Annotated in this window: 18 protein-coding genes; 11 read left to right on the top strand and 7 right to left on the bottom strand. The window is 74.0% G+C overall.

Annotation, left to right across the window (positions count from 1 at the left end; translation table 11 throughout):
- Positions 1–69 precede the first annotated feature (69 nt).
- The 7 genes from steA to ABD808_RS07460 all read left to right on the top strand — a co-directional run bounded on the left by steA (position 70) and on the right by ABD808_RS07460 (position 9,695).
- Positions 70–1,320 (top strand): putative cytokinetic ring protein SteA, encoded by a 1,251-nt coding sequence (gene steA, locus ABD808_RS07490; protein ID WP_344891870.1) that lies wholly within the window; start codon positions 70–72, stop codon positions 1,318–1,320.
- Positions 1,317–2,273 (top strand): copper transporter, encoded by a 957-nt coding sequence (locus ABD808_RS07485; RefSeq protein ID WP_344891867.1) that lies wholly within the window; start codon positions 1,317–1,319, stop codon positions 2,271–2,273. The genes steA and ABD808_RS07485 overlap by 4 nt, the downstream gene beginning before the upstream one ends.
- Positions 2,274–2,352: 79 nt before the next feature.
- Positions 2,353–3,309 carry a hypothetical protein gene (locus tag ABD808_RS07480; RefSeq protein WP_344891864.1) on the top strand — a complete coding sequence of 319 codons (957 nt, stop codon included), beginning with the start codon at positions 2,353–2,355 and terminating at the stop codon, positions 3,307–3,309.
- Between the two features lie 36 nt (positions 3,310–3,345).
- Entirely contained in the window at positions 3,346–4,989 is a 1,644-nt protein-coding gene (gene murJ, locus ABD808_RS07475; protein WP_344891861.1) for a murein biosynthesis integral membrane protein MurJ, read from the top strand.
- Positions 4,982–6,193: a glycosyltransferase family 4 protein gene (locus ABD808_RS07470; protein WP_344891857.1), complete on the top strand. Its 1,212-nt coding sequence runs from the start codon at positions 4,982–4,984 to the stop codon at positions 6,191–6,193. The genes murJ and ABD808_RS07470 overlap by 8 nt, the downstream gene beginning before the upstream one ends.
- A 203-nt stretch (positions 6,194–6,396) precedes the next feature.
- On the top strand, positions 6,397–7,425 hold the full coding sequence (locus tag ABD808_RS07465) for a TerC family protein (protein WP_344891854.1): 1,029 nt from the start codon (positions 6,397–6,399) through the stop codon (positions 7,423–7,425).
- Between the two features lie 80 nt (positions 7,426–7,505).
- On the top strand, positions 7,506–9,695 hold the full coding sequence (locus tag ABD808_RS07460; protein WP_344891851.1) for an acyl-CoA dehydrogenase family protein: 2,190 nt from the start codon (positions 7,506–7,508) through the stop codon (positions 9,693–9,695).
- 91 nt (positions 9,696–9,786) lie between these two features.
- On the opposite strand, the gene ABD808_RS07455 is transcribed toward ABD808_RS07460, so the two are convergent.
- Positions 9,787–10,170, bottom strand: coding sequence for a hypothetical protein (locus ABD808_RS07455; RefSeq protein WP_344891848.1), 384 nt, complete (start codon positions 10,168–10,170; stop codon positions 9,787–9,789).
- A 94-nt stretch (positions 10,171–10,264) separates the two neighbouring features.
- Positions 10,265–11,644, bottom strand: coding sequence for an MFS transporter (locus tag ABD808_RS07450; protein ID WP_344891845.1), 1,380 nt, complete (start codon positions 11,642–11,644; stop codon positions 10,265–10,267).
- A 94-nt stretch (positions 11,645–11,738) separates the two neighbouring features.
- On the opposite strand from ABD808_RS07450, the gene ABD808_RS07445 reads away from it, so the two are divergent.
- A complete protein-coding gene (locus ABD808_RS07445) occupies positions 11,739–12,233 on the top strand; it encodes a winged helix-turn-helix transcriptional regulator (RefSeq protein ID WP_344891842.1) in 495 nt (164 codons plus the stop codon).
- Between the two features lie 15 nt (positions 12,234–12,248).
- On the opposite strand, the gene ABD808_RS07440 is transcribed toward ABD808_RS07445, so the two are convergent.
- The 4 genes from ABD808_RS07440 to ABD808_RS07425 all read right to left on the bottom strand — a co-directional run bounded on the left by ABD808_RS07440 (position 12,249) and on the right by ABD808_RS07425 (position 15,375).
- Positions 12,249–12,881 carry an MBL fold metallo-hydrolase gene (locus ABD808_RS07440; protein WP_344892890.1) on the bottom strand — a complete coding sequence of 211 codons (633 nt, stop codon included), beginning with the start codon at positions 12,879–12,881 and terminating at the stop codon, positions 12,249–12,251.
- Positions 12,878–13,975 (bottom strand): S-(hydroxymethyl)mycothiol dehydrogenase, encoded by a 1,098-nt coding sequence (locus tag ABD808_RS07435; RefSeq protein WP_344891839.1) that lies wholly within the window; start codon positions 13,973–13,975, stop codon positions 12,878–12,880. Before ABD808_RS07435 ends, ABD808_RS07440 begins: the two co-directional genes overlap by 4 nt.
- A 70-nt stretch (positions 13,976–14,045) precedes the next feature.
- On the bottom strand, positions 14,046–14,621 hold the full coding sequence (locus tag ABD808_RS07430; protein WP_344891836.1) for an ATP-binding protein: 576 nt from the start codon (positions 14,619–14,621) through the stop codon (positions 14,046–14,048).
- An 88-nt stretch (positions 14,622–14,709) separates the two neighbouring features.
- A complete protein-coding gene (locus ABD808_RS07425; RefSeq protein WP_344891833.1) occupies positions 14,710–15,375 on the bottom strand; it encodes an MBL fold metallo-hydrolase in 666 nt (221 codons plus the stop codon).
- Between the two features lie 145 nt (positions 15,376–15,520).
- Here ABD808_RS07425 and ABD808_RS07420 point away from each other — a divergent pair, with 145 nt between their 5' ends.
- Together ABD808_RS07420 and ABD808_RS07415 are read left to right on the top strand one after the other, a co-directional pair.
- Positions 15,521–19,387, top strand: coding sequence for a tetratricopeptide repeat protein (locus tag ABD808_RS07420; RefSeq protein WP_344891830.1), 3,867 nt, complete (start codon positions 15,521–15,523; stop codon positions 19,385–19,387).
- 96 nt (positions 19,388–19,483) lie between these two features.
- Positions 19,484–20,191 (top strand): Crp/Fnr family transcriptional regulator, encoded by a 708-nt coding sequence (locus tag ABD808_RS07415; protein ID WP_344891827.1) that lies wholly within the window; start codon positions 19,484–19,486, stop codon positions 20,189–20,191.
- Positions 20,192–20,227: 36 nt separating this feature from the next.
- Here ABD808_RS07415 and ABD808_RS07410 read toward each other — a convergent pair whose 3' ends face one another.
- Positions 20,228–20,974, bottom strand: a complete 747-nt coding sequence (locus tag ABD808_RS07410) for a maleylpyruvate isomerase family mycothiol-dependent enzyme (RefSeq protein WP_344891824.1) — start codon at positions 20,972–20,974, stop codon at positions 20,228–20,230.
- Between the two features lie 71 nt (positions 20,975–21,045).
- Between ABD808_RS07410 and ABD808_RS07405 the strand changes: the two genes are divergently transcribed.
- Positions 21,046–21,837, top strand: a complete 792-nt coding sequence (locus tag ABD808_RS07405) for an MBL fold metallo-hydrolase (protein WP_344891821.1) — start codon at positions 21,046–21,048, stop codon at positions 21,835–21,837.
- The last annotated feature ends 162 nt before the right edge of the window (positions 21,838–21,999 follow it).

Below are 21,999 nucleotides of genomic sequence, written 5' to 3'. Positions count from 1 at the left end.
ACGAACGGACACGCCTGGACACTCGCCGTTTCCAGTGCGCGGTCGCCTGCTCTGGCAGGATGGCTACTGATGAACGAGCCGTCACCCACCAGCGAACGGCGCCTCCGGCTGACGCAGCGGCTGCCGCGGCGCGTGCTGTCGCTCGGCCTGGCCCGCGACGACGGCCTGCCCGGCGTCAGCGGCACGGTGCGGCTCGACCGCCGCACCAAGGACCTCACCAAGCGCCTGCAACCGGGCGACGTCGCGGTGATCGACCACGTCGACCTCGACCGGGTCAGCGCCGAGGCGCTGGTGGCGTGCGAGGTCGGGGCCGTCGTCAACGTCGCGCCGAGCATCTCGGGCCGCTACCCGAACCTCGGCCCGCAGATCCTGCTGGACGCCGACATCCCGCTGGTGGACGACATCGGCCCGGAGATCTTCACCAAGCTCCGCGAGGGCGACCAGGTCCGTGTCGAGGGCCCGGCGGTCCACCGTGTCGGCGGCAGGGACGAGGACGTCGTCGCCAAGGGCACCGAGCAGACGCCCGAGACCGTCCTCGCGGCGCTGACCGAGGCCAAGGCGGGGCTCGCGACGCAGCTTGAGGCGTTCGTCGCCAACACGATGGAGTACGTCAAGCGCGAGCGCGACCTGCTCATCGACGGCGTCGGCGTCCCCGAGGTGCGCACCAAGCTGGCCGGGCGGCACGCGCTGATCGTCGTGCGGGGCTACCACTACCGCGAGGACATCGCGACCCTGCGGCCCTACATCCGCGAGTACCGTCCCGTCCTCATCGGCGTGGACGGCGGCGCGGACGCGCTGATGGAGGCCGGGTACCGCCCCGACATGATCGTCGGGGACATGGACTCGGTGTCCGACGACGCGCTGACCTGCGGCGCGGAGATCGTCGTGCACGCCTACCGCGACGGCCGGGCACCCGGCCTGAAACGGGTGCACGAGCTCGGCCAGGAGGCCGTGACGTTCCCCGCCACCGCCACCAGCGAGGACATCGCGATGCTCCTCGCCGACGACAAGGGCGCCACGCTCATCGTCGCGGTCGGCACCCACGCCAACATGGTGGAGTTCCTCGACAAGGGCCGCGCGGGCATGGCCAGCACGTTCCTCACCCGCCTTCGGGTCGGCAGCAAGCTGGTCGACGCCAAGGGCGTCAGCCGCCTGTACCGCAGCCGGATCTCCACCTGGTCGCTGCTGTTCCTCGTCCTCGGCGCGTTCGTCGCGATCGTCACCGCCGTCGCCATGTCACCGGCGGGGGACGTCATCAGTCCCCTGCTCGCCGACCGCTGGCACGCCTTCGTCTTCTGGCTGACCGGACTCTTCACGTGATCGATTTCCGTTACCACCTCGTCTCCATCGTCGCGATCTTCCTCGCGCTGGCGCTCGGCATCGTGCTGGGCTCCACCACCCTGTCCGACTCGGTGAGCGACACGCTGCGCCAGCAGGCCAACTCGGCGGCCAAGACCGCCCAGCAGGCCCGCACCCAGCAGCGGCAGCTCCAGCACCAGATGAACGGGCAGGAGCAGCTCGCGCGGGGCCTCGCGCCGCAGATCGTGATGAACCGCCTCAAGGGCCAGTCCCTGGTGCTCGTCGAGATGCCCGGCGCGGGCGAGGACGGCATCGAGCGGATCGGCGAGCTGGCCAAGGACGCGGGCGCCGCCGTCACCGGGCGCGTCACCGTCCAGAAGAAGATCCTGAACGACGACCAGCGCGCCACCGTCGACGAGCTCGCCACCCGGCTGCGGCCGGACGGCGTCGAGTACCCGGACGGCGCCAGCGCCTACGACAAGGCGGGCACGGTCCTCGCGAGTTCCATCGTCACCAAGGACCCCGCCAAGTCGGGCCGGGAGGACGCGGCGGGCGGCGCCGTCCTGAACGCCTTCGCCCAGGCCGGATACATCACCACCAGCGGCAAGCCGGGCCAGCACGCCACCCTCGCCGTCGTGCTCGCCCCCGCCAGCGCCTACGCCTACGACGGCGGCGGCGACGACAACAAGGCACTGATCTCGCTGGCCGCCGCACTCGACGGCGCCGGGCGCGGTACCGTCGTCGGTGGCCCGCCGACCTCGGCGCAGGAGGGCGGGTTCATCGCGGCGCTGCGTGACTCCGACACCAAGGACTCGGTCTCCGCCGTCGACGTCGTGGACACGGCGTCCGGTCAGATCGTGACGATCCTGGCGCTGCAGAACGAGATGAGCGGCAAGTCCGGCCAGTACGGCACGGGCGCCGGGGCGAGCGGCTTCCTGCCGTCGCCCGCGCCCGAGGCGGGGAAGAACGGGTGACCTGATGAAGCGACGCATCGCCCAAAAGTCCTTCCGGGGGGCGTGGGGGGTCGCCCCCCCACAAGGGAGGGGTTCGCGGATGCTGGTGGGGGTGGGGCTCGGCGCGGTCGCCGCGCGGGCCGCCTACACCGCGCTGCGGCAGCGCCCGCCCGGCCTGAACGGGCTGCCGGGCGAGGAGGTGTGGGGGCGCACCAACCATCGCGGCGAGCCCGTCACGCTGCTGGAGGGCCCGGCGGTCGTCGCGGGCGCCGTCGCGGGCGGGTTGCTCGCGCCCGGAGCGGACGGCCGGACGCGCGCCGCCGCGCTGCTCGCGGGCACCGGGTCCGCGCTGCTCGGCGGGTACGACGACCTCGCGGGGTCGGCGTCGTCGCGGGGCTTCAAGGGCCATCTGGCCGCGCTGGCCAAGGGTGAGGTCACCAGTGGCGCGGTCAAGATCCTCGGCATCGGCGCGACCGGCCTCGTGGCCGCCGCCGTCGCCGGGTCGCCCGCCCCGTCCCGGACGGGACGCGCGTTCGACACGCTCCTCAACGGCGCGATCATCGCCGGGAGCGCGAACCTGATGAACCTGTTCGACCTGCGCCCGGGGCGCGCCGTCAAGGTCGGGCTGATCACCGGCGCGCCGCTGGCGCTGTCGCGGTCCGGGGCGGCCGTCGTGGCCGCGCCGCTCGGCGCCGCCGCCGCGCTGCTGCCCGAAGACCTCGGCGAGCGCGCGATGCTCGGCGACACCGGCGCCAACGCGCTCGGCGCGCTGCTCGGCCTCACCGCCACCCGGCTCGGACGCGGGCCGCGCCTGGCCGTCTTCGCCGGGCTCGCCGGGCTGAACGCCGCCAGCGAGTTCGTCAGCTTCACCAAGGTCATCGCGGGGAACCCGGTGCTGAACCGAATCGACATGCTGGGCCGCCGACCCGTCGCCGTCCCGGCCCCGGTGCCCGCCGCCGAAGCGAATGGCAAGCCCGACACGGGCGACGCCTTCCGTCCGCCCGTCCCGCCGCGGGCCGGGCCCGCGGGCAACGGCGTCGCCGCCGACCCCGCCTAGCCGTCCCGCCCCCTTCCCCCGCGGACCTTCACGAGCGTGCCACCGTCGAACCGTGTTCCTTCGCCGCGCCGCCTGACCGGCGGCCTCGCCGGAGCCGCAGTCGTCATCGCCGTCATCACGGTGCTGGCGCGGCTGGCCGGGTTCGGGCGCACCTACGCGTTCTCCCAGACGGTCACCACATCGTGCCTCAGCCAGGCGTACTTCACCTCGACGCAGTTCCCCAGCATCGTCTACGAGATCGTCGCGGGCGGCGCGCTCGCCAGCATGGTCGTGCCGGTCCTCGCGGGCCCCGCCGAACGCGGCGACCGCGAGGAGGTCCGGCGGATCGGGTCGGCGCTGCTGACCTGGATCGTCGTGCTGATGGTGCCGCTGTCGGCGCTGATGGCGGTCGGCTCCCGTCCGATCATGGAGCTGCTGGTCGGCGACGACCTGAAGGGCTGCTCGCGCGGCGACATCGTCGACGTCGGCGCCTCGATGCTCCAGGTCATGTCGGCGCAGATGGTGATGTACGGGCTGGCGGTCGTACTGTACGGGCTGCTCCAGTCGCACCGCCGGTTCGTGGCGCCCGCGCTGGCGCCGCTGATGTCGAGCCTCGTGGTCGTCGCCGCCTACGTCGTGTACGCGCCGCTCGGCGACGGCTTCGAGAACGACCTGGCGGGCCTGCCGCTGGACGCGGAGCTGACCCTGTCGATCGGGACGGCGCTCGGCGGTGTCGCGATGGCCGTCACCGCCGGGATCGCGGCGTGGCGGCTGAGGCTGGGGCTGCGTCCGACGCTGCGGTTCCCGGACGGGGTGGCGCGGCAAGTGCGGCGGCTCGCGCTCGCCGGGCTCGCGACCGTCGCGGCGCAGCAGTTGTCGGCGTTGCTGGTCGTCCGGCTCAGCTACGAGGGGACGGGCGGCGCCCTCGCCAACTACCAGTACGCCTGGGCGGTGTACCTGCTGCCGTGGGCGATCCTGGCCGTGCCGATCGCGACCAGCGCGTTCCCGCTGCTGTCGGCGCGGATCAGCGCGGGTGAGCACGACCGGTTCGACCAGGTCACGGCGTCCACGACCCGCGCGGTGATCCTGGTGTCGTGCGCGGGCGCGGCGGCGCTGGCGGCGGTCGCCGTGCCGATCGGCGCGGTGTTCAACCCCGGTCATCCTGACCAGCAGGACGTGCTGTCACGAGCGGTGCTGGCGTTCGCGCCTGGGCTGCTCGGCTACGGTCTCGTCGCGCACCTCGGCCGCGTCCTGTACGCCTGCCACCGTGGACGGATGGGGGCGATGGCGGTCGTCACGGGCTGGGCCGTCGTGATGGTCGCGGACGTCGCGCTCGTGCTGACGGCCGACCGGCAGTGGGTCGTCGCGGCCCTCGGCGCGGGCAACGCGGCCGGGATGACGGTGGCGGGCGCGCTGCTGCTGGGAACGCTCCTGCGGGCCAGGGGCGCCGCGTCCGTGGCGGGCATCCCGCGCGCGCTCGTCGCGGGGCTGGCGGGCGGCGCGGCGGGCGGCGCCGCCGGATACGCCACGGCCGCGCTGCTCGGGTCGGGCGGGACCGGCCCGGCCGGGGAGCTGCGCAACGTCGGGACCGGGCTGCTCGCAGCGCTCGCCGCCGCCGCGGTCTTCGTGGTCATCGCATTCGTGGTCGACGGCCGTGATCTGCGCGCCGTCCTGAGCCGGAAGGTCACACGCCATGGTTGACGAGACGGCCGACGACAGGGGTCTGGACGGGTTGCGCGTCGCGCTCGTCCTCGGCACCGCCGCCGGTGGCGTCGGGAAGCACGTCCGGTCCGTCGCGGAGCGGCTGGCCGGGCGCGGCGCGCGCGTGGTGGTGTGCGGACCGGCGTCGGCGGACGAGCTGTTCGGGTTCGCGGGCGGCGGCGTCCAGTTCGCCGAGGTCGATCTCGGCGACCGGCCCCGCCCGGTGCACGACGCCAAGGCCGTGCGGCGGTTGAGATCGCTGCTGCGCGGGGCCGACGTCGTCCACGCGCACGGGCTGCGGGCCGGTGCCCTCACGGTGGCGGCGTGCGCGCGGATCGCCCCCGGGCCGCTGCGCCTGTCGCGGGGCGGGCCGCCGCTGGTCGTCACCCTGCACAACGCGGTCATCACCGGCGGCCGCACGGCCGCGATCTACGGGACGCTGGAACGGGTCGTGGCGCGCGGCGCGACCCGTGTTCTAGGCGTGTCGCCCGACCTGGAGCAGCGGATGCGCGACCTCGGCGCCCGGTCGGTGGGGCGCGCGATCATCCCGGCGCCCGCGCCGCGCGCGCAGCCCGGCCCGGCCGTCCGCGCGGACCTGCGGGCCGAGCTGGGCGTGGGGGACCGGCCGCTGCTCCTCACGGTCGGCCGCCTCGCCGACCAGAAGGGCCTGCCGACGCTGCTGGACGCCGCGCGGGCCTGGGCGGGCCGCACCCCGCCGCCGCTCGTCGCGATCGCGGGCGACGGGCCCCTGGAGGACGAGCTGCGCGCCCGGATCGAGGCGGAGGACCTGCCGGTCCGGCTGCTCGGCCGCCGCTCGGACGTCCCGGCCCTGCTCGCCGCGTGCGACGTGGCGGTCGTGCCCAGCGTGTGGGAGGGGCAGCCGCTGGTCGTGCAGGAGATCCTGCGCGCGGGACGGCCGCTCGTCGCGACGCGCGTCGGCGGCATCCCCGGCATGGTGGGCGCGGACCGGCGTCCCGCCGACGGAACCCTGCTCCAGGGGCCGGAGAGCGAGGCGGCGCTGCTCGTTCCGCCGTCCGACCCGGACGCCCTGGAACGCGCGGTGAGCCGGGTCCTTGACGACCCGGCGCTCGCCGCCCGGCTCGCCACGGCCGCCGCCCACCGGTCGGCGCTGCTGCCCGGCGAGGACGACGCCGTCGACCAGCTCGCGGATCTCTACCGGGACCTCGTGGGCGCCCGCCGCTGACGAGTTTCCCAGGTCGGGAACCATCTCGGGCCGAGGCGCGTTGGGGTAGGTAATTGGAGGGGAGTATCCCCGCGCACGGTTCCCGTCAATACGGTCGGTCCATACCGGCCCGGGTTCCGAGGCCCCGTTCACGTGACCGTCGAGGTCGTTCAGGGGCGGGAGAGACCTCCAGCGCTCGTTGACGTCCGCTGGAGGCTGTCGCCGTGTCTGTTACACCATTGGTGTGGGGGCTCACCCTCGCCGGGATCTTCGCCGTCATCGCGGCGGACCTGTTCCTGATCCACCGCAACGACACGCGGGAGTTCACGACTCGCCGCGCCGCGTTCTGGTCGGTCGTCTACATCGGCCTCGCCGCGCTGTTCGGCGTAGGCGTCTGGCTGTTCGCCGGTGGACGGTACGCCGGGGAGTACTTCGGCGGGTTCGTCACCGAGAAGAGCCTCAGCGTCGACAACCTGTTCGTGTTCATGGTGATCCTGACGCGGTTCGCCGTGCCGAAGCACGCCCAGCACACGGTGCTGATGGCGGGCATCGTGATCGCGCTGGTGCTGCGCGGCATCTTCATCGCGGTCGGCGCGGCGGCGATCTCCACGTTCACCTGGGTCTTCTTCATCTTCGGCACGTTCCTGATCTGGACGGCGATCGGCCTCGTCCGGGGCGGCGACGAGGACGAGTTCAAGGAGAACGCCCTCCTGCGGTGGGCCAAGCGCATCATCCCCACGTCCGACGAGTACGACGGGTCGCGGTTCGTCACCCGGCGGGGCGGGCGCCGGTACCTCACCCCGATGGCCATCGTCATGATCGCGATCGGGTCCACCGACGTGCTGTTCGCGCTGGACTCCATCCCGGCGATCTTCGGGCTGACGACCGAGCCGTACCTGGTCTTCACCGCCAACGCGTTCGCGCTGATGGGCCTCGTCCAGCTGTACTTCCTGCTCGGCGGGCTCGCCGACCGGCTGGTCTACCTCGGGCACGGGCTGGCGTTCATCCTCGGCTTCATCGGCGTCAAGCTGATCTTCCACGCGCTGCACGAGTACGGCGTGTCCTGGGCGCCGGAGATCCCGATCTGGCTGTCCCTCGCGGTGATCGCCGGGACGCTGGTCGCCACGACCGTCGCCAGCCTCGCCGTCGGCGTCGGCAAGGCCGGGGGCGGCACGTCGGGCACGTCGGGCGAGGAGCGTTCCGAGGCGCTCGCCCCTGCCGACCCGGACGCCGCCACGACACGCGACCCCTGAGCCGCGAGGCGATCATCGCCAATAGACCGAACCCTGTTCTAGAATCTCGGTCAACAGCGGTGTGAGAGAGGGTTCGACGCATGGCCATCGGGCTGACCGAGGAGCACGACGCGCTCGCCGATTCGGTGCGCCGATTCGCCGAGCGCACCATCCCGGCGGCGGCCGTGCGGGCCGCGCTGGACGCCGCCGACGAGACCCGGCCCGGGTTCTGGCCGTCGCTGGCGGACCAGGGCCTGCTCGGCCTGCACCTCGACGAGGAGTACGGCGGCCAGGGCTACGGCCTGCTCGAACTGTCGGTCGCGCTGGAGGAGCTGGGGCGGGTCGCCGCGCCCGGTCCGTTCCTGCCGACCGTCCTGGCCAGCGCGGTGATCGAGAGGTCCGGCAACGCCAAGGCGCGCGCCGAGCTGCTGCCCGCCCTCGCCGCCGGGTTAAGGATCGGCGCCGTCGCGCTCGACGGCGACCTGACCGCCCGCCGCGACGGCGGCTCGCTCGTCGTGTCCGGCGTGTCGAGAACGGTGCTCGGCGCCGCGCTCGCCGACGTGATCGTCCTGCCGGTGGACGGCGGTGCGCGCTGGGTCGCGGTCGACGCCGCCGACGTCGCGGTCACGCCCGTCCCGAGCCTGGACCGCACCCGCCGCGTCGCCGTCGTCGAGGCCGACCGCGTCGCCGTCGACCCCGGCCGCGTGCTGGACGGCGTCACCGCCGGTCGCGTCCGGGACGTCGCCGCCGCCCTGTTCGCCGCCGAGGCCGCGGGCCTGGGCGCCTGGCTGGTGACGACGGCGGCCGACCACGCGAAGGTCCGCGAGCAGTTCGGCCGCCCGATCGGCCAGTTCCAGGGCGTCAAGCACAAGGCCGCCGGCGCCCTGATCGCGCTGGAACAGGCCCGCGCCGCCGCCTGGGACGCCGCCCGCGCCCTCGATGACCACGCCGCCGAGGCCGGATTCGCCGCCGCGGTCGCCGCCGTCAGCGCCGTCGACGCGGGCGTGCGGATCGCCCGCGACGCCGTCCAGATCCTCGGCGGCGTCGGCTTCACCTGGGAGCACGCCGCCCACGTCTACCTGCGCCGCGCCATGACGCTGCGGGCGCTGCTCGGCCCGTCCCGGGAGTGGGCGGCCAGGGTCGCGGCGCTCGCGCTGGACGGCGGTCGCCGCGAGATCGTCCTTGAACTCGACGACGCCGCCCGGCCGCTGCGCGAACGGATCCGCGCCGAGGTCGCCGAGCTGGCCGCCGTCCAGGACAGGGCCGAGCTGCACCGGAGAATGGGCGACGACGGTTGGACCGCTCCGCACCTGCCCCGCCCCTGGGGCCGCGCGGCCGGGCCCGTCGAGCAGATCCTGATCCAGCAGGAGCTGAAGGCGGCCGGGGTCAGGCGGCCCAGCCTGACGATCGGCGCGTGGCTGGTGCCGTCGCTCGTCCGGTACGGGACGGACGGCCAGAAGCGGACGTTCCTGCGCCCGACGCTGCGCGGCCGGATCACCTGGTGCCAGCTGTTCTCCGAGCCTGGCGCCGGGTCCGACCTGGCGTCGCTGTCGACGCGGGCCGAGCGCGTCGAGGGCGGCTGGCGGCTCACCGGCCAGAAGATCTGGACGTCCTTCGCCCAGGACTCCGAGTGGGGTTTCTGCATCGCCCGAACCGACCCCGCCGCGCCCAAGCACGACGGCATCACCTACTTCCTGGTCGACATGCGGTCGCCGGGCGTGGAGGTTCGGCCGCTGCGCGAGATGACCGGGGACGCCCTGTTCAACGAGGTGTTCCTCGACGGCGTGTTCGTCCCGGACGACCGCGTCGTCGGCGAGGTGAACGAGGGCTGGCAGGTCGCGCGGTACACGCTGTCCAACGAGCGGGTGACGCTGTCGTCCGGCGGCCAGCTCGGCATGGGCGTCCCCGAACTGCTGAGGTTCCTGAAAGGGCGCGACCTGGACCCCGTCGCCCTGGCCGAGGCGGGCACGCTCGTCGCGCGGGGCCAGTCGGTCGACCTGCTCGGCCTGCGGCACACCCTCAAGCAGCTGAACGGCGTCGAGCCGGGCGCGGAGGCCAGCGTCCGCAAGCTGCTCGGCGTCCAGTTCAACCAGGACGTCGCCGACCACTGCTGGGCCGCGCAGGGCACCGCCGCCGTCACCGAGGTGCCGCTGGCCGAGAGCGGCGTGCTGGCCCGCGCCACGCTGTGGGCCCGCGCGATGACGATCTACGGCGGCACCACGGAGGTCCAGCTCAACATCATCGCCGAACGCCTCCTCGGCCTCCCCCGAGACCCCGAACCCGGCACCTGACCCGACTACGGCCGACCGTCGGCGGCAGACGTCAACGGCAGACCCGTCAACGGCAGACCGGTCGGCGGCAGGCCCGTCAGTGGCAGGCCCGTCAGCGGCGCGGGCGCTGGGTGTAGGCGACGTTCACCAGCACGATCGCGGCCATCGTGACGAACAGGCCCGCGAGACCGGCGTTGACGACCGCGATGGCGCTGAGCGGGATCGCCGCCAGCAGCGACAGCACCGCCAGGGCCAGGCCGTGGTCCCGGTCACCGGACCCCCGGTCACCGGGCCAGGGTTCCGTTCCCGGACGCTGCCGCCCCCGGGGCAGCGTCCGGGAACGGACATCGGGGGCGGTGGCCGAGCGGGCGTCCAGGGCTGCCTCGATGCGGTCCACGACGGTCTCGACGAAGGCGTCGTCATAGTCGGGCCCGAGCTCGCGCCGGGCGGAGATCGCCGCCGTCAGGTCCTCGCGCGGCAGTCCTGGACTGGTCATGTCTCAGTTATAGGCAGCGGCGGGCCCGTCCAGCTTCACCCCGCAGGACGAATCACCCCGTACCCCGCAGGTAGCACGCGCCTACCTGGGTCTCCTAGTCGACCCTGATCACGGCCGCGAGGACCGCGCCCGCGAACGTCACGACGGCCGAGACGAGCATCGCGATGTTCGCGCCGTGCGCGAGGCCGGACGGCCCCCCGCCGGGCCCGGTCGCGATGGCGCCGACGACCGCGACGCCCACCGACGCGCCGAGGTAGCGGGCGGTGTTGTTGGCGCCCGACCCCATGCTCGCGCGGTCGGTGGGGACGCTTCCCACGGCGAGCCGGGCGAGCATCGCGTTGGCGAGGCCGCTGCCGACCCCCGACACGGCGAGGCCGGGGACGAGCCGCCACCAGTGCGAGTCCGTGTGCAGCCCGAGCATCGCCACCTCCCCGGCGGCGCTGAGCACGAGCCCGGCGGCCAGGAGCCGTCCGGCGGGCAGCCGCGCCGGGAGCCGCCTGGCCTGCAACGCCGCGACGAACGACACCCCGGACCAGACCGCCAGCACCAGCGCGGACGCCATGATGGACAGGCCCATGACCACCGCCATCACGGCCGCCAGATAGCTCGTGATCCCGATGACGCCGAGCCCGGTGACCAGGGCCCCGGTGATCGACAGCAGGAACGCGGGCCGCCGGAACAGCCCGAGGTCGAGCAGCGGCAGCCGCCGCCGCGCCTCCACCGCGACGAACGCCGCGAGCAGCACGGCCGCCGCCGCGAACAGCGCCGTGACGCCCGGCTTCGTCCACCCGGTGCGCCCCCAGGTGATCGCGGCGACGAGGGCGCCGATGCCGAGGCTCAGCGTGAGCAGGCCGGGCAGGTCGAGGCCGCGCGGCCGTTCGGCGCGCGACTCCCGCAGGGCGAGCGCCGCCACGCCGAGCGGCACCGACGCCGCCGCCGACGCCCAGTACCACAGCCGCCAGCCGCCGGTCTCGGCCAGCGCGGCGGCCGCGATCGGGCCGAGCGCGACGCCGAGGCCGAGCATCGCGCCCCAGACACCGGTGGCGTGCGCGCGGTGCGGGCCCGGCGCGAACGTCGCGGCGATGATGCCGAGGCCGGTCGCCAGCAGTGCCGCGCTCGCCGCGCCCTGCACGATCCGGCCGGTGATGAAGACCAGGGCGTCCGGCGCCACCGCGCAGGCCACGCTGGACACGGCGAGCACCACGGTGCCGATCAGGAACACGCGCCTGCGGCCGTGGTCGTCGGCCAGCGCGCCCACGGCCAGCAGCGCCGCCGCGAGGCCGAGGCTGATCGAGCTCATCAGCCAGATCTGCGCCGTCCCGCCCGCGTGCAGCCCGCGCGCCGTGTCGGACAGCGCGGCCATCGGCGCCGTGTAGTTCATCAGGGCGAGCAGCGTCGCGGCGGCGGGCACGACCAGCGCGGCGGTGGTGCCGGACGGACGGTGCGCGGCCCGTGGTGGCGCCAGAGCGGTCATACGATCCCCAAGGTTCAGTGAACGAACTGAATAGGGGCGACGGTAGCACGATCTGGTTCGGTCATTGAACCGCAGGGGCTGTAGTGTGATGCGTATGGCACTCGGCAAGGACTACGCGCGCCAGGACTGCTCGGTCGCCCGCGCCCTGGAGGTCGTGGGAGAACGCTGGACGCTGCTGATCGTCCGGGACGCGTTCTACGGCGTGCGCCGTTTCAGCGACTTCCTCGTCCACCTCGACATCCCGCGCGCCGTGCTGTCGGCGCGCCTCCAGTCGCTCGTCGAGTCCGGGCTGCTCCTCAAGGACGGGCAGGACTACGTGCTGACGGAGATGGGCAGGGACCTGTGGTCCGTCGTCCACGGCCTCGCCCGCTGGGCCGAGTCGCACCTGATGTCCGAGCCGAGTCGCGTGTTCGTCCACATCGCGTGCGGCGCCGGGGTCCGGGCGGACGGCTTGTGTCCCGCCTGCGAGCGTGTCATCCCGCCGGAGGACCTGGAGGTCCACGTGGGCCCGGGCCTGCTGCGCCGCGACGACCCGGTCAGCGTGGCCCTGCGTTCCCCGCACCGCCTGCTGGAGCCGATTCGCACCTAGCGCCCGGACGAGACGTCAGTGGCCGCGCGCCACCCATTCGTCCAGGTGGGGGGCCTCCGCGCCGATGGTGGTGGAGTCGCCGTGGCCCGTTCGAACGATGGTGCCGGAGGGCAGCGTCAGGAGCCGGTCGCGGATCGACGCGATGATCGTCGGGAAGTCGGAGAACGAGCGGCCCGTCGCTCCGGGACCGCCGTTGAACAGCGTGTCGCCGGAGAAGACCGTCCCGAGCGCGGGCGCGTACAGGCAGACCGCGCCGGGGCTGTGGCCGGGCGTGTGCAGGACGGTCAGGTCCGTGCCCGCGACCGTGACGACCTGGCCGTCCGCCAGCTCGCCGTCGGGGGAGGCGTCCGGGTGCTTGCGCTTCCAGAGCATCAGGTCGTCGGGGTGCAGCAGGACGGGCGCGCCGGTACGGGCGCGCAGCGCGGGCGCCGCGTCGATGTGGTCGTCGTGGCCGTGCGTGGACACGATCGCCGTGAGCCGCCGGTCGCCGAGCGCCGCCGCGATGGCGTCGGCGTCGTGCGCGGCGTCGATGACGATGGCCTCGCTGTCGTCGCCGACGATCCAGACGTTGTTGTCGACGTCCCAGGTGCCGCCGTCCAGGGAGAACGTTCCGGACGTGACGACGTGATCGACGCGCGCGGTCATCAGAGCACCACCACCGAGCGCAGCACGTCGCCCGATGTGCCAGAAGGGTGCATCTTCTCGAACGCGGCCTCGATGTCGTCCAGCCCGATCGTCTCGGACACGAACGCGTCCAGGTCGAGACGGCCCTGGAGGTAGAGGTCGATGAGCATCGGGAAGTCGCGCGAGGGCAGGCAGTCGCCGTACCAGGACGACTTCAGCGCGCCGCCGCGTCCGAACACGTCCAGCAGAGGCAGGTCGAGCCGCATGTCCGGGGTCGGGACGCCGACGAGCACGACCGTCCCGGCCAGGTCGCGGGCGTAGAACGCCTGCTCGTAGGTCTCCGGGCGGCCGACCGCGTCGATGACGACGTCCGCGCCGAACCCGCCGGTCAGCTCCCGCACCGCCTCCACCACGCTGCGGTCCGTGCCGTCGACGGTGTGCGTGGCGCCGAGCGCGGCCGCCGTCGTGAGCTTCCGCTGGTCCAGGTCGACCGCGATGATCGTGGCGGCGCCCGCGAGCCGGGCCCCGAGCACGGCCGCCGAGCCGACCCCGCCGCAGCCGATCACGGCGACCGAGTCGCCCCGTCCGACCCCGCCGGTGTTGATCGCCGCGCCGAGCCCCGCCATCACGCCGCAGCCGAGCAGCCCGGCGACCTCCGCCTTCGCCGCCGGGTCGACCTTCGTGCACTGCCCGGCGGCGACCAGGGTCTTGTCGGCGAACGCGCCGATGCCGAGCGCGGGTGACAGCTCCGTGCCGTCCTCCAAGGTCATCTTCTGCGTGGCGTTGTGGGTGTTGAAGCAGTACCAGGGGCGTCCGCGCAGGCAGGCGCGGCACTGCCCGCACACGGCCCGCCAGTTCAGGATCACGAAGTCGCCGGGCGCCACGTCGCGCACCCCGTCGCCGACGGACTCGACGACCCCGGCCGCCTCGTGCCCGAGCAGGAACGGGAACTCGTCGTTGATGCCGCCCTCGCGGTAGTGCAGGTCGGTGTGGCACACCCCGCACGCCTGGACCCGGACGACCGCCTCCCCGGGCCCGGGGTCCGGAACCGTGATCGTCTCGATCCGCACCGGCTGCCCCTTGCCCGGTGCGACGACCCCGCGTACCTGCTGCGCCATGCTCCGCCTCCGTCGTCTCGCTGTTCCACGACCCTACAGAGGTCGTCCTGCCCAGTACGGCGGACGCGGATCAGGAGAAGTGGATGGTCTTGAGACCGTCGGCGGCGTCGCGGTCGAGGATCGTGACGCCCGCCGCGGGCGGCAGAGTCTCGCCGCCGCGGGCGCGGTCGACCAGGGGATACCAGCGGCGGCAGTGCCGGGCGAACGTGGCCGTGGTGACGACGCGGCCCCGGGCGATCTGGCCCGCGCGGGCGGTGCCCGGGTCGACGTCGAGCAGGATCAGGTGCAGCCGGTTGCCGCGCCACCGGGCCAGCAGCGCGAAGAACCGCAGGATGTGCGGCCAGGTGCCCCGGGTGTGCGCCACGACGCCGTGGCCCGCGAGGATCGCGCGGCCGATCCGCCACACGTGGGTGGCGTGGACGATCGGCGTCCGCAACCGGACGGGCAGCGGCCGCAGGAACCGCGCCCACCAGTTGCGGGACTGGCGGGAGTCGATCACGCGGACGTCGCCCGCCGGGACGGGGGCCGTCTCGTCCCCCCGCATTCCGTACAGGCGGTCGAGCAGGGTCGACTTGCCGGCCCCCGGGAGGCCGGCGAGGAGCACCGTGGAACCCGCCGGGTAGCACAGGACGGGTCCCGGGTCCACCGGTGGGCGTTCGTGGATGGTCGTCTCCTGGTGTCGGCCCCGAAGTGTGGTTGGAGCAACGAACACCCTCGACCGCTTGTTCCGCCGATTACCAGCCTCGGGCCCGCCACTCGGGCAGCGAGGGGCGCTCGCGTCCGAGCGTGGAGTCCTTGCCGTGGCCCGGGTAGAACCAGGTGGCGTCCGGGAGCCGGTCGAACACGCGCTCCTCCACGTCGGCGAGCAGCCGCTTGAAGCGGGACGCGTCGCCCCAGGTGTTGCCGACGCCGCCGGGGAACAGGCTGTCGCCGGTGAACAGGTGCGGACGGTCGGCGAGGGCGCCGCCCGCGTCGTACAGCAGGGCGATCGACCCGGGCGTGTGGCCGCGCAGGTGGATGACGTCGAGGGTCGCCTCGCCCACCCGGACCGTGTCGCCGTCCTCGACGGTCTCGCTGACGGGCTCGGGCAGCGGCTCGGCGTCGCGGGGATGCGCGACGACGAGGGCGCTGGTGGCGCGCACGACCTCGCTCAGCGCCGTCCAGTGGTCCTGGTGGCGGTGCGTGGTGACGACGCGGGCGAGCGGCCCGTCGCCGACCAGTTCCAGCAGCCGGGACGCCTCGGCCGCCGCGTCGACGAGCAGCCGCTCCCCGGTCGCGGTGCAGCGCAGGATGTAGGCGTTGTTGTCGTACGGGCCGACCGCCACCTTCGTGACCGTCAGTCCTGGCAGCTCCCGGACGTCGGGACGGCCGCCGACGTCGACGTTGCCGGTGTAGGTCACAGGGGTCCTCCCGTCGGTGGAATGCGGTGACCATCTTCCACCACGTGGGTACACGATATGAATGGGTCACCAGACGCAGCCGACCTGTGTACCCGTGAACGGAACTTTACGTCTTGTGGCCGCACCATGGTCAATGGAAGATCAGGTGAGTGAGGACGGTGAGGGGTTGGTGACCGACGACGTTCGCGCCGGGGGGAGCGCCCCCCATGCCACCCGGTTCAGCCTGGACGTCCGGCGCGGCAGCTTCTGGGAGCGGCTCGCGCCCACCGACCGGCAGGCCCTGCGCGCGATGGGACGGCGCACCGACATCCCGCCCGGCGGCATGCTGTGCCACCAGGGGTCGGTCGCGCCCGCCGTGTACGTGGTGTTCAAGGCGTCGCCGCGCGCGGCCAGCAACGCCGTCGCCAAGGAGTTCGTCGACTCCAGCGACGGCGACGAGTCGATCATCGACCTGTTCGGCGCCGGTGACCTCGTCGGCGTCCTCGGCCCGTGGGGGCATCCGCAGCGCGGGACGGTCGCCGCGCTCGACCACGTCGCCGCCCTGCGCGTGGACCGCCGCAAGTTCCGCAGCCTGCTCGCCGCCAGCCCGCAGGTCGCCGAGGCGATGATGCACGCGATCTCCGAGAACGTCACGTTCGGCGGGCGGCGGCACGCCGTCCGCGCCGCCGACCATCCGCAGCGGCTCGCCTACCACCTGCTGGAGCTGGCGCACCGGTTCGGCGAGCCCGCCCCCGGGCAGGGGACGCGGATCCCGCTGAAGCTCAGCCAGGCGGAGCTGGCGAACTGGGCGGGCATCTCCCGCGAGACCCTGGTGCGGTGGTTCCGGCTGTGGCGGGCCCGGGGGATCCTCGACCGCAGGCCGCGGCCGCTGACCGTCCTCGACACCGAGCGGCTGCGCCGGGCCGCGAGCCCGTGGGGCGACGAGTGGCCCGCCGCCGAGCCCGAGACCGGACGCGAACGCCCCGAACCCGAGGCCGACGGCGGGATCGCCGCGCGCGAGCCCGTCCGCCTGGAGGGGGCGCCGCAGGTCCTGCTGCCCGCCGACAACCCCTACTTCGCGGGCCGGACCGTCAGCCTCGGCAAGATGGACCTGCTGGTCAGCCAGTCCGAATGGCCGCGCGCCGTGATCGTCCAGGGGATGGCGGGCGTCGGGAAGACGACGCTCGCGCTGCACTGGGCGCACCGGGCCGTCGACCGGTTCCCCGACGGCGTCCTGTTCGCCGACCTGCGCGGCACCCGGCGCGCGCCCGCCACCCCGGCGGAGGCGATGGGGCAGGTGCTGCGCGCGGCGGGCGTGCCCGGCGACCAGCTGCCGCGCGCCACCTCGGAGCTGGAGGCGCAGTGCCGGTCGCTGCTGGCCGACCGGCGCATGCTGCTGATCCTCGACAACGCCTCCAGGCCCGAGCAGATCAGGCCGCTGCTGGCGGCGGCGACGTCCGGGCTGGTGGTGGTGACCAGCCGCCGACGCCTGGCCGCCTCGCTCGGCGCCGCCGACATCCGGACGCTGGAACTCGGCGAGATGAGCACGCAGGAGGCCGTCGACCTCATCTCCAACGTCCTCGGACCGGAGGACGCGCGCGTCCGCGACGAGCACCGGGCCGCCATCCGGCTCGCCCGCGAGTGCGGGCACCTGCCGCTGGCGCTCGGCGTCATGGCGGGACGGCTCGCGGAGAACCGCGGCGAGTCCATCGCCGCGACCGTTCGGCAGCTCGCCGCGCAGGACGCCCCGCCCTACGGCCCCGGCCTGACCGGCACCGGCCTCGGCGAGGGCGTCGCGCACGGCGCGTCGGGCCCGGGGCTCCAGGCCGTGCTCAGCCCGACGTTCGACGTCGCCTACCGGAGCCTGCGCGGCGACCAGCGGGAGGCGTTCCGCAGGCTCGGCGTCGTCACCGGCCCCGACTTCACCCCCGCCGCGCTCGCCGCCCTCCAGGACCGGACGGTCGACGAGGCCCGCGAATGCCTGGAGGGGCTCCGGCAGGCCTACCTCGTCCAGGACGTCGGCCCGGACCGATACCGGATGCACGACCTGCTGCGCGACTTCGCCCGCGAACGCGGCCTGCGGGAGGACTCCGACGGCGAGCTGCTCGCGGCGCAGCGGCGGCTGCTGGCGGGCCACCTCGCCGACGCCCGCGCGGCCGGGACGGCGCTGGCGCCACGGCTGCGGCCCGCCGTGCACCGGGGCGAGGCGCGCGACCGTCCCGCCGGGACCGCCGAACGCACCGCCGCGCTCGCCTGGTTCGAGTCCGAGCGCCGCAACCTCGTCGCCGCCGTCCACCAGGCCGCCCGGCTCGGCCTGCACCGCACCTGCTGGGAACTCGCCGACGCCCTGTTCGACTTCCAGGAGTTCCGCCGCTACAGCGAGGACAACATCGCCGTCCACCAGGCGGGCCTGCACGCGGCCCGCACCGAGGAGGACTGGGCCGCCGCCGCCGTCATGCTCCACAACCTGGCGACCGCCCACTTCGAGATGGGCGACTCCGTCCAGGCCATCGGGTACGGGGAGGACGCGCGGCGCGGGTTCCGGGCCGTCGACCCGCCCGACCGGTACGGGGAGGCCGTCACGCACGGCACCCTCGCCGACGTCCATGTCGCGCTCGGCCGCTACCTGACGGCGATCGAGCACACCCGCCGCTCCCTGGACATCCACGCCGAACTTCCGGACGAGGGCGGCGACGCCGGGGCCGCCAAGGGTCACGACACCCTCGCCCGCGCCCACCTCGGCCTCGGCGACAACGAGCGGGCCCTCGACCACGCCTTCACGGCGCTCGGCCTGCGGCGCCGGATCGACGACCAGCCCGGCGTCGCGGAGACCCTCCTCACCGTGGCGCAGGTCCACCGGCGGCAGGGCAACGTCCACGAGGCGGTGGCGCACGCGCTGGAGGCCCTCTACATCCGGCAGGAACTCGCCGACATGCACGGCGCCGCGCAGGCCCTGACGGAGCTGGCGCGGATGCTCGCCGCGCTCGGCCTGCGCGACATGGCCCGCAAGGACGCCGAACAGGCCCTGCGCACCTACCGGGCCCTCGGCGCCCGCCACGGCGAGGCGCGTGCGCTCACCACGCTCGGCATGCTGATGTGCGACGCCGCGAACTTCGCCGAGGCGTTCACCTACTGCGGGCACGGGCTGCGCCTGCACCGCGACACCAGCGACCGGCACGGCGAGGCGGAGGCGCTCGCGCAGATCGGGATCGTCCAGTGGCGCCTCGGCCGGTACCGGGAGGCCCGCGAGAACCTGCTGCGCGCCCTGGAGATCCGCCGCGAGATCGGCGACCAGCACGGTGAGGCCCACGACCTGGAACACCTGTCGGTCGTCATGCGGCGCCTCGGCCGCCACCAGGAGGCGTTCGTCCTCGGCCTGGAGGCCCTGGACCTGTGGCACCGGCTCGGCGCGCGCGGCGGCATGGCCGGGACGCTCGGCAGCCTCGCCCGCACCTACTCCCGGCTCGGCCTGCCCGAACACGCCGAGCGCGCCGCGCGGCAGGCGCTCCAGATCCGCGAGGACGGCGGCGACTGGTACGGCCTCGGCGTCGGCATGGACACCCTCGCCGCCGTGCTGCGCCGCGCCGGACGCCCCGAGGAGGCCCTCGAACGCGAGCTGGAGGCCCTCCAGTACCTCGGCGAGGTCGGCGACCGGCACTCCGAGGGCACCGCGCTCGTCCACCTCGCCGTCATCCACCTCGACCTCGGCCACGCCGACGAGGCCCTGGAGACCGGGCGGCGCGCGCTCGACCTGGCCGCCGAGCTCGGCGACACCCGCGAACAGGCGTACGCGCTGCACACCATGGCCCGCGCGTCGCAACTGCTCGGCAAGCACGCCCGCGCCGTCGAACACGTCAACGCCGAGGTCGTCATCCGCCGCGACATGGACGACCAGCGGGGCCTGCGCGGGGCCCTGGAACTGCTCCGCGAGTCGTTCCTCGCGCTCGGCGACCAGGCCGCGGCGGCCGACTGCGTCCGCCGCGTCCGCGCCCTCGACAGCTGGCTCGAATCGGATCGCTCACTCGACATGTGACATAAGACGTAGTCCGTCGGCGCGGCGCCGCGTTCACTGGACGGTGACGGACCGCGAGGCACCGCGCCCCGAGCTGGGTTCGGTGGAGGAGGCCAGATGGAGACCACCCGGTTCTGGGACGCGCTGCCCGTCCGGGCCCAGGAGGCGCTGCGCCGCGCGGGCGCCCCCGTGGTGATCAGGCCGGGCGCGTTCCTGATGCGCGAGCACACCCGCGCGTCCCAGGTCTTCGTGCTGCGCTCCGGCGCCGTGAAGGTCTGGGTGGACCGCGACGGCGACATGGCCATCCTGGACGTCCTCGGCCCCGGCGACCTGGTGGGGGAGATGGAGGCCGTGGACGGCGGCGTCCGGCACGCCAACGTCGAGGCCATGACCCGGGTGGAGGCGCTCGTGCTGCCCGCCGCGCGGTTCCGGAACGTCCTGGACTCCCATCCCGGTTCGGTGTGGGCCGTCGCCGCCGTCCTGTCCGAGCGGCTGCGCGACTCCAACGACATGCGCGTCGCGCACTTCCCCGACGACCCCGAACGCCGCCTCGCGACCCGGCTGCTGCGCCTGGTGTCGCGCTTCGGCTCCCCGGTCAAGGCCGAGCGCCCGGACGGGACGCCGGACGCCGTGCCCGACGAGGGCGGCGTCCAGGTCCAGGTGCCCGTCTCCCAGCAGGACCTCGGCCGCTGGGCGGGCATGGGACGCCGCAAGGTCGCGCAGATCCTCGCCGCCGAACCCGTCCGCGGCGGCATCACCGTCGCCCGCAGCGCGATCGTCGTCCGCTCGGTCGACGCCCTGCACCGGCTGGCGGGCCACGACTAGAACCCGGCGGGAACGACTAGAACTCGGCGGGCACGACTAGAACTGAGACGGAGCGTGCGGCCAGGGCGGCGGGACCGGGAGGGGACCGTCGGGACGCAGGGTCACGCCCGCGCCGTCGGAACGGCCGCTCAGCCAGCCGAGCAGCGCCCGCCCCGACCCGGACGCCTCCGGACCGCCCGGCGCCCAGCCGAGATCGGCGGACTCCCCGGAGTCGGTCGCGGTGATCCGGTGCCCGGCGAGTTCGCCGCGCTCGTCGCCGGGCAGCGCGGCGACGTCCGTCAGCGTCCGGCCGAGCGCCCACCGGACGTAGGGCTCGGGCCAGTCGGCGGGCCCGTACCCGGCGGCGAGGTCGACGTGGTGCGCCTCCACCTCGTTCCACCGCCGGTACAGCGTGTACCAGGCGGGGTGGGGCCTGCCCTGCAACGGCCGCACCGGCCTGTCCCACGCCTCCTTCGGCAGGGTGCGGGCCTGCTCGGAGAACCGTTTCGCCGTCGCGCGGACGTCCTCGACCAGCTCGTCGCGGCCGCGTCCGGCGCCCTCGTCCAGCGCGGCGTTCCGGGCCTCCACGCTCGGGTACTGCGGGATCTCCACGCCCGTCCGCGCCCATTCGAGCAGGTTCCACAGCGAGTCGGCGTTGCGGGCGATGTGCGTCGCCACGTGGGCGCGGCTCCATCCGGGCAGCGCGGAGGGGGCGCGCATGTCCTGGTCGCCCAGATCCGACAGCGATCCGATGACGCGCTCCACCCCCGGGTCGAGCTCGTCGATGACGTCGCGCCAGTCCATGGTTCCTCCTTGACCCCGAAAGGGGCCTCCATCCTTACGTACCCCCGGTACCCGTGTCACAGAATGGGATCATGGAGCACCCGATCTGCGCGACCTGCGGCGTCCAGTACGGCGCCCCCCGCCCCGACTGCCCGATCTGCGAGGACGAGCGCCAGTACGTCGGCTGGGACGGCCAGCGCTGGACGACCCTCGCGGAACTCCGCGCCGACCACCGCGGCCGCGTCGCCGAGGAGGGCCCGGACGTCGTCGGGATCGGCGCCGAACCCGGCGTCGCCATCGGCCAGCGGGCCCTGCTGCTGCGGGCGCCGTCCGGAAACGTCCTGTGGGACATGACCGCCTACCTCGACGACGACATGGTCCGGCAGGTCAACGACCTGGGCGGCGTCTCCGCCATCGCGATCAGCCACCCGCACTTCTACGGCAGCATGATCGAGTGGGCGCACGCCTTCGACGCCCCGGTCTACATCCACGAGGCCGACCGCCGCTGGGTCGCCCGGCCCGACGACTCCGTCGTCTACTGGACGGGCGACACCCACGAGCTGGCCGACGGCCTCACGCTCATCAACGCGGGCGTGCACTTCGACGGCGGCCAGGTCCTGCACTGGCGCGACGCCCGCGCCCTGTTCTCCGGCGACATCCTCACGGTCGTCAACGACCGCGACTGGGTCAGCTTCATGTACAGCTACCCGAACCACATCCCGGAACGTCCTCGCATCGTGCGGCGGGCCCTGCGCCTGCTGGAGCCCTACGACTTCGACCGTGTGTACGGCGCCTGGTGGCGGAAGATCGTCCACACCGACGGCAAGGAGGCCGTCCGCCGCTCCGCCGTCCGCTACCTCTCCTTCGCCCTCGACGACGAATAACTCACATGGGTGGCGGGTGGTGTTCGAACACGTGTACGGTGCGGGGGTGCCGTCCGGACGGGCGGGGAGCACCGTGACAAGCACCGTGAAATGCGGCGGCGGGGATCGCTGTTATGCAGTCCGGGGGATTCTGTCAGACCCCCTGACTAGCCTTGAGACCGA

The sequence above is a fragment of the Actinomadura meridiana genome (genome assembly GCF_039537545.1).
GTDB lineage: Bacteria > Actinomycetota > Actinomycetes > Streptosporangiales > Streptosporangiaceae > Spirillospora > Spirillospora meridiana.
The sequence above is the reverse complement of the archived record's forward strand: the minus strand, read 5'-3'. Positions and strand labels throughout refer to the sequence as shown.

Excerpts from the sequence above, each read along its gene's own strand:
- steA (WP_344891870.1), top strand. The coding sequence starts at position 70 with ATGAACGAGCCGTCACCCACCAGCGAACGGCGCCTCCGGCTGACGCAG.
- ABD808_RS07480 (WP_344891864.1), top strand. The coding sequence starts at position 2,353 with ATGCTGGTGGGGGTGGGGCTCGGCGCGGTCGCCGCGCGGGCCGCCTAC.
- ABD808_RS07470 (WP_344891857.1), top strand. The coding sequence starts at position 4,982 with ATGGTTGACGAGACGGCCGACGACAGGGGTCTGGACGGGTTGCGCGTC.
- ABD808_RS07460 (WP_344891851.1), top strand. The coding sequence starts at position 7,506 with ATGGCCATCGGGCTGACCGAGGAGCACGACGCGCTCGCCGATTCGGTG.
- ABD808_RS07455 (WP_344891848.1), bottom strand. The coding sequence starts at position 10,170 with ATGACCAGTCCAGGACTGCCGCGCGAGGACCTGACGGCGGCGATCTCC.
- ABD808_RS07450 (WP_344891845.1), bottom strand. The coding sequence starts at position 11,644 with ATGACCGCTCTGGCGCCACCACGGGCCGCGCACCGTCCGTCCGGCACC.
- ABD808_RS07445 (WP_344891842.1), top strand. The coding sequence starts at position 11,739 with ATGGCACTCGGCAAGGACTACGCGCGCCAGGACTGCTCGGTCGCCCGC.
- ABD808_RS07435 (WP_344891839.1), bottom strand. The coding sequence starts at position 13,975 with ATGGCGCAGCAGGTACGCGGGGTCGTCGCACCGGGCAAGGGGCAGCCG.
- ABD808_RS07415 (WP_344891827.1), top strand. The coding sequence starts at position 19,484 with ATGGAGACCACCCGGTTCTGGGACGCGCTGCCCGTCCGGGCCCAGGAG.
- ABD808_RS07410 (WP_344891824.1), bottom strand. The coding sequence starts at position 20,974 with ATGGACTGGCGCGACGTCATCGACGAGCTCGACCCGGGGGTGGAGCGC.
- ABD808_RS07405 (WP_344891821.1), top strand. The coding sequence starts at position 21,046 with ATGGAGCACCCGATCTGCGCGACCTGCGGCGTCCAGTACGGCGCCCCC.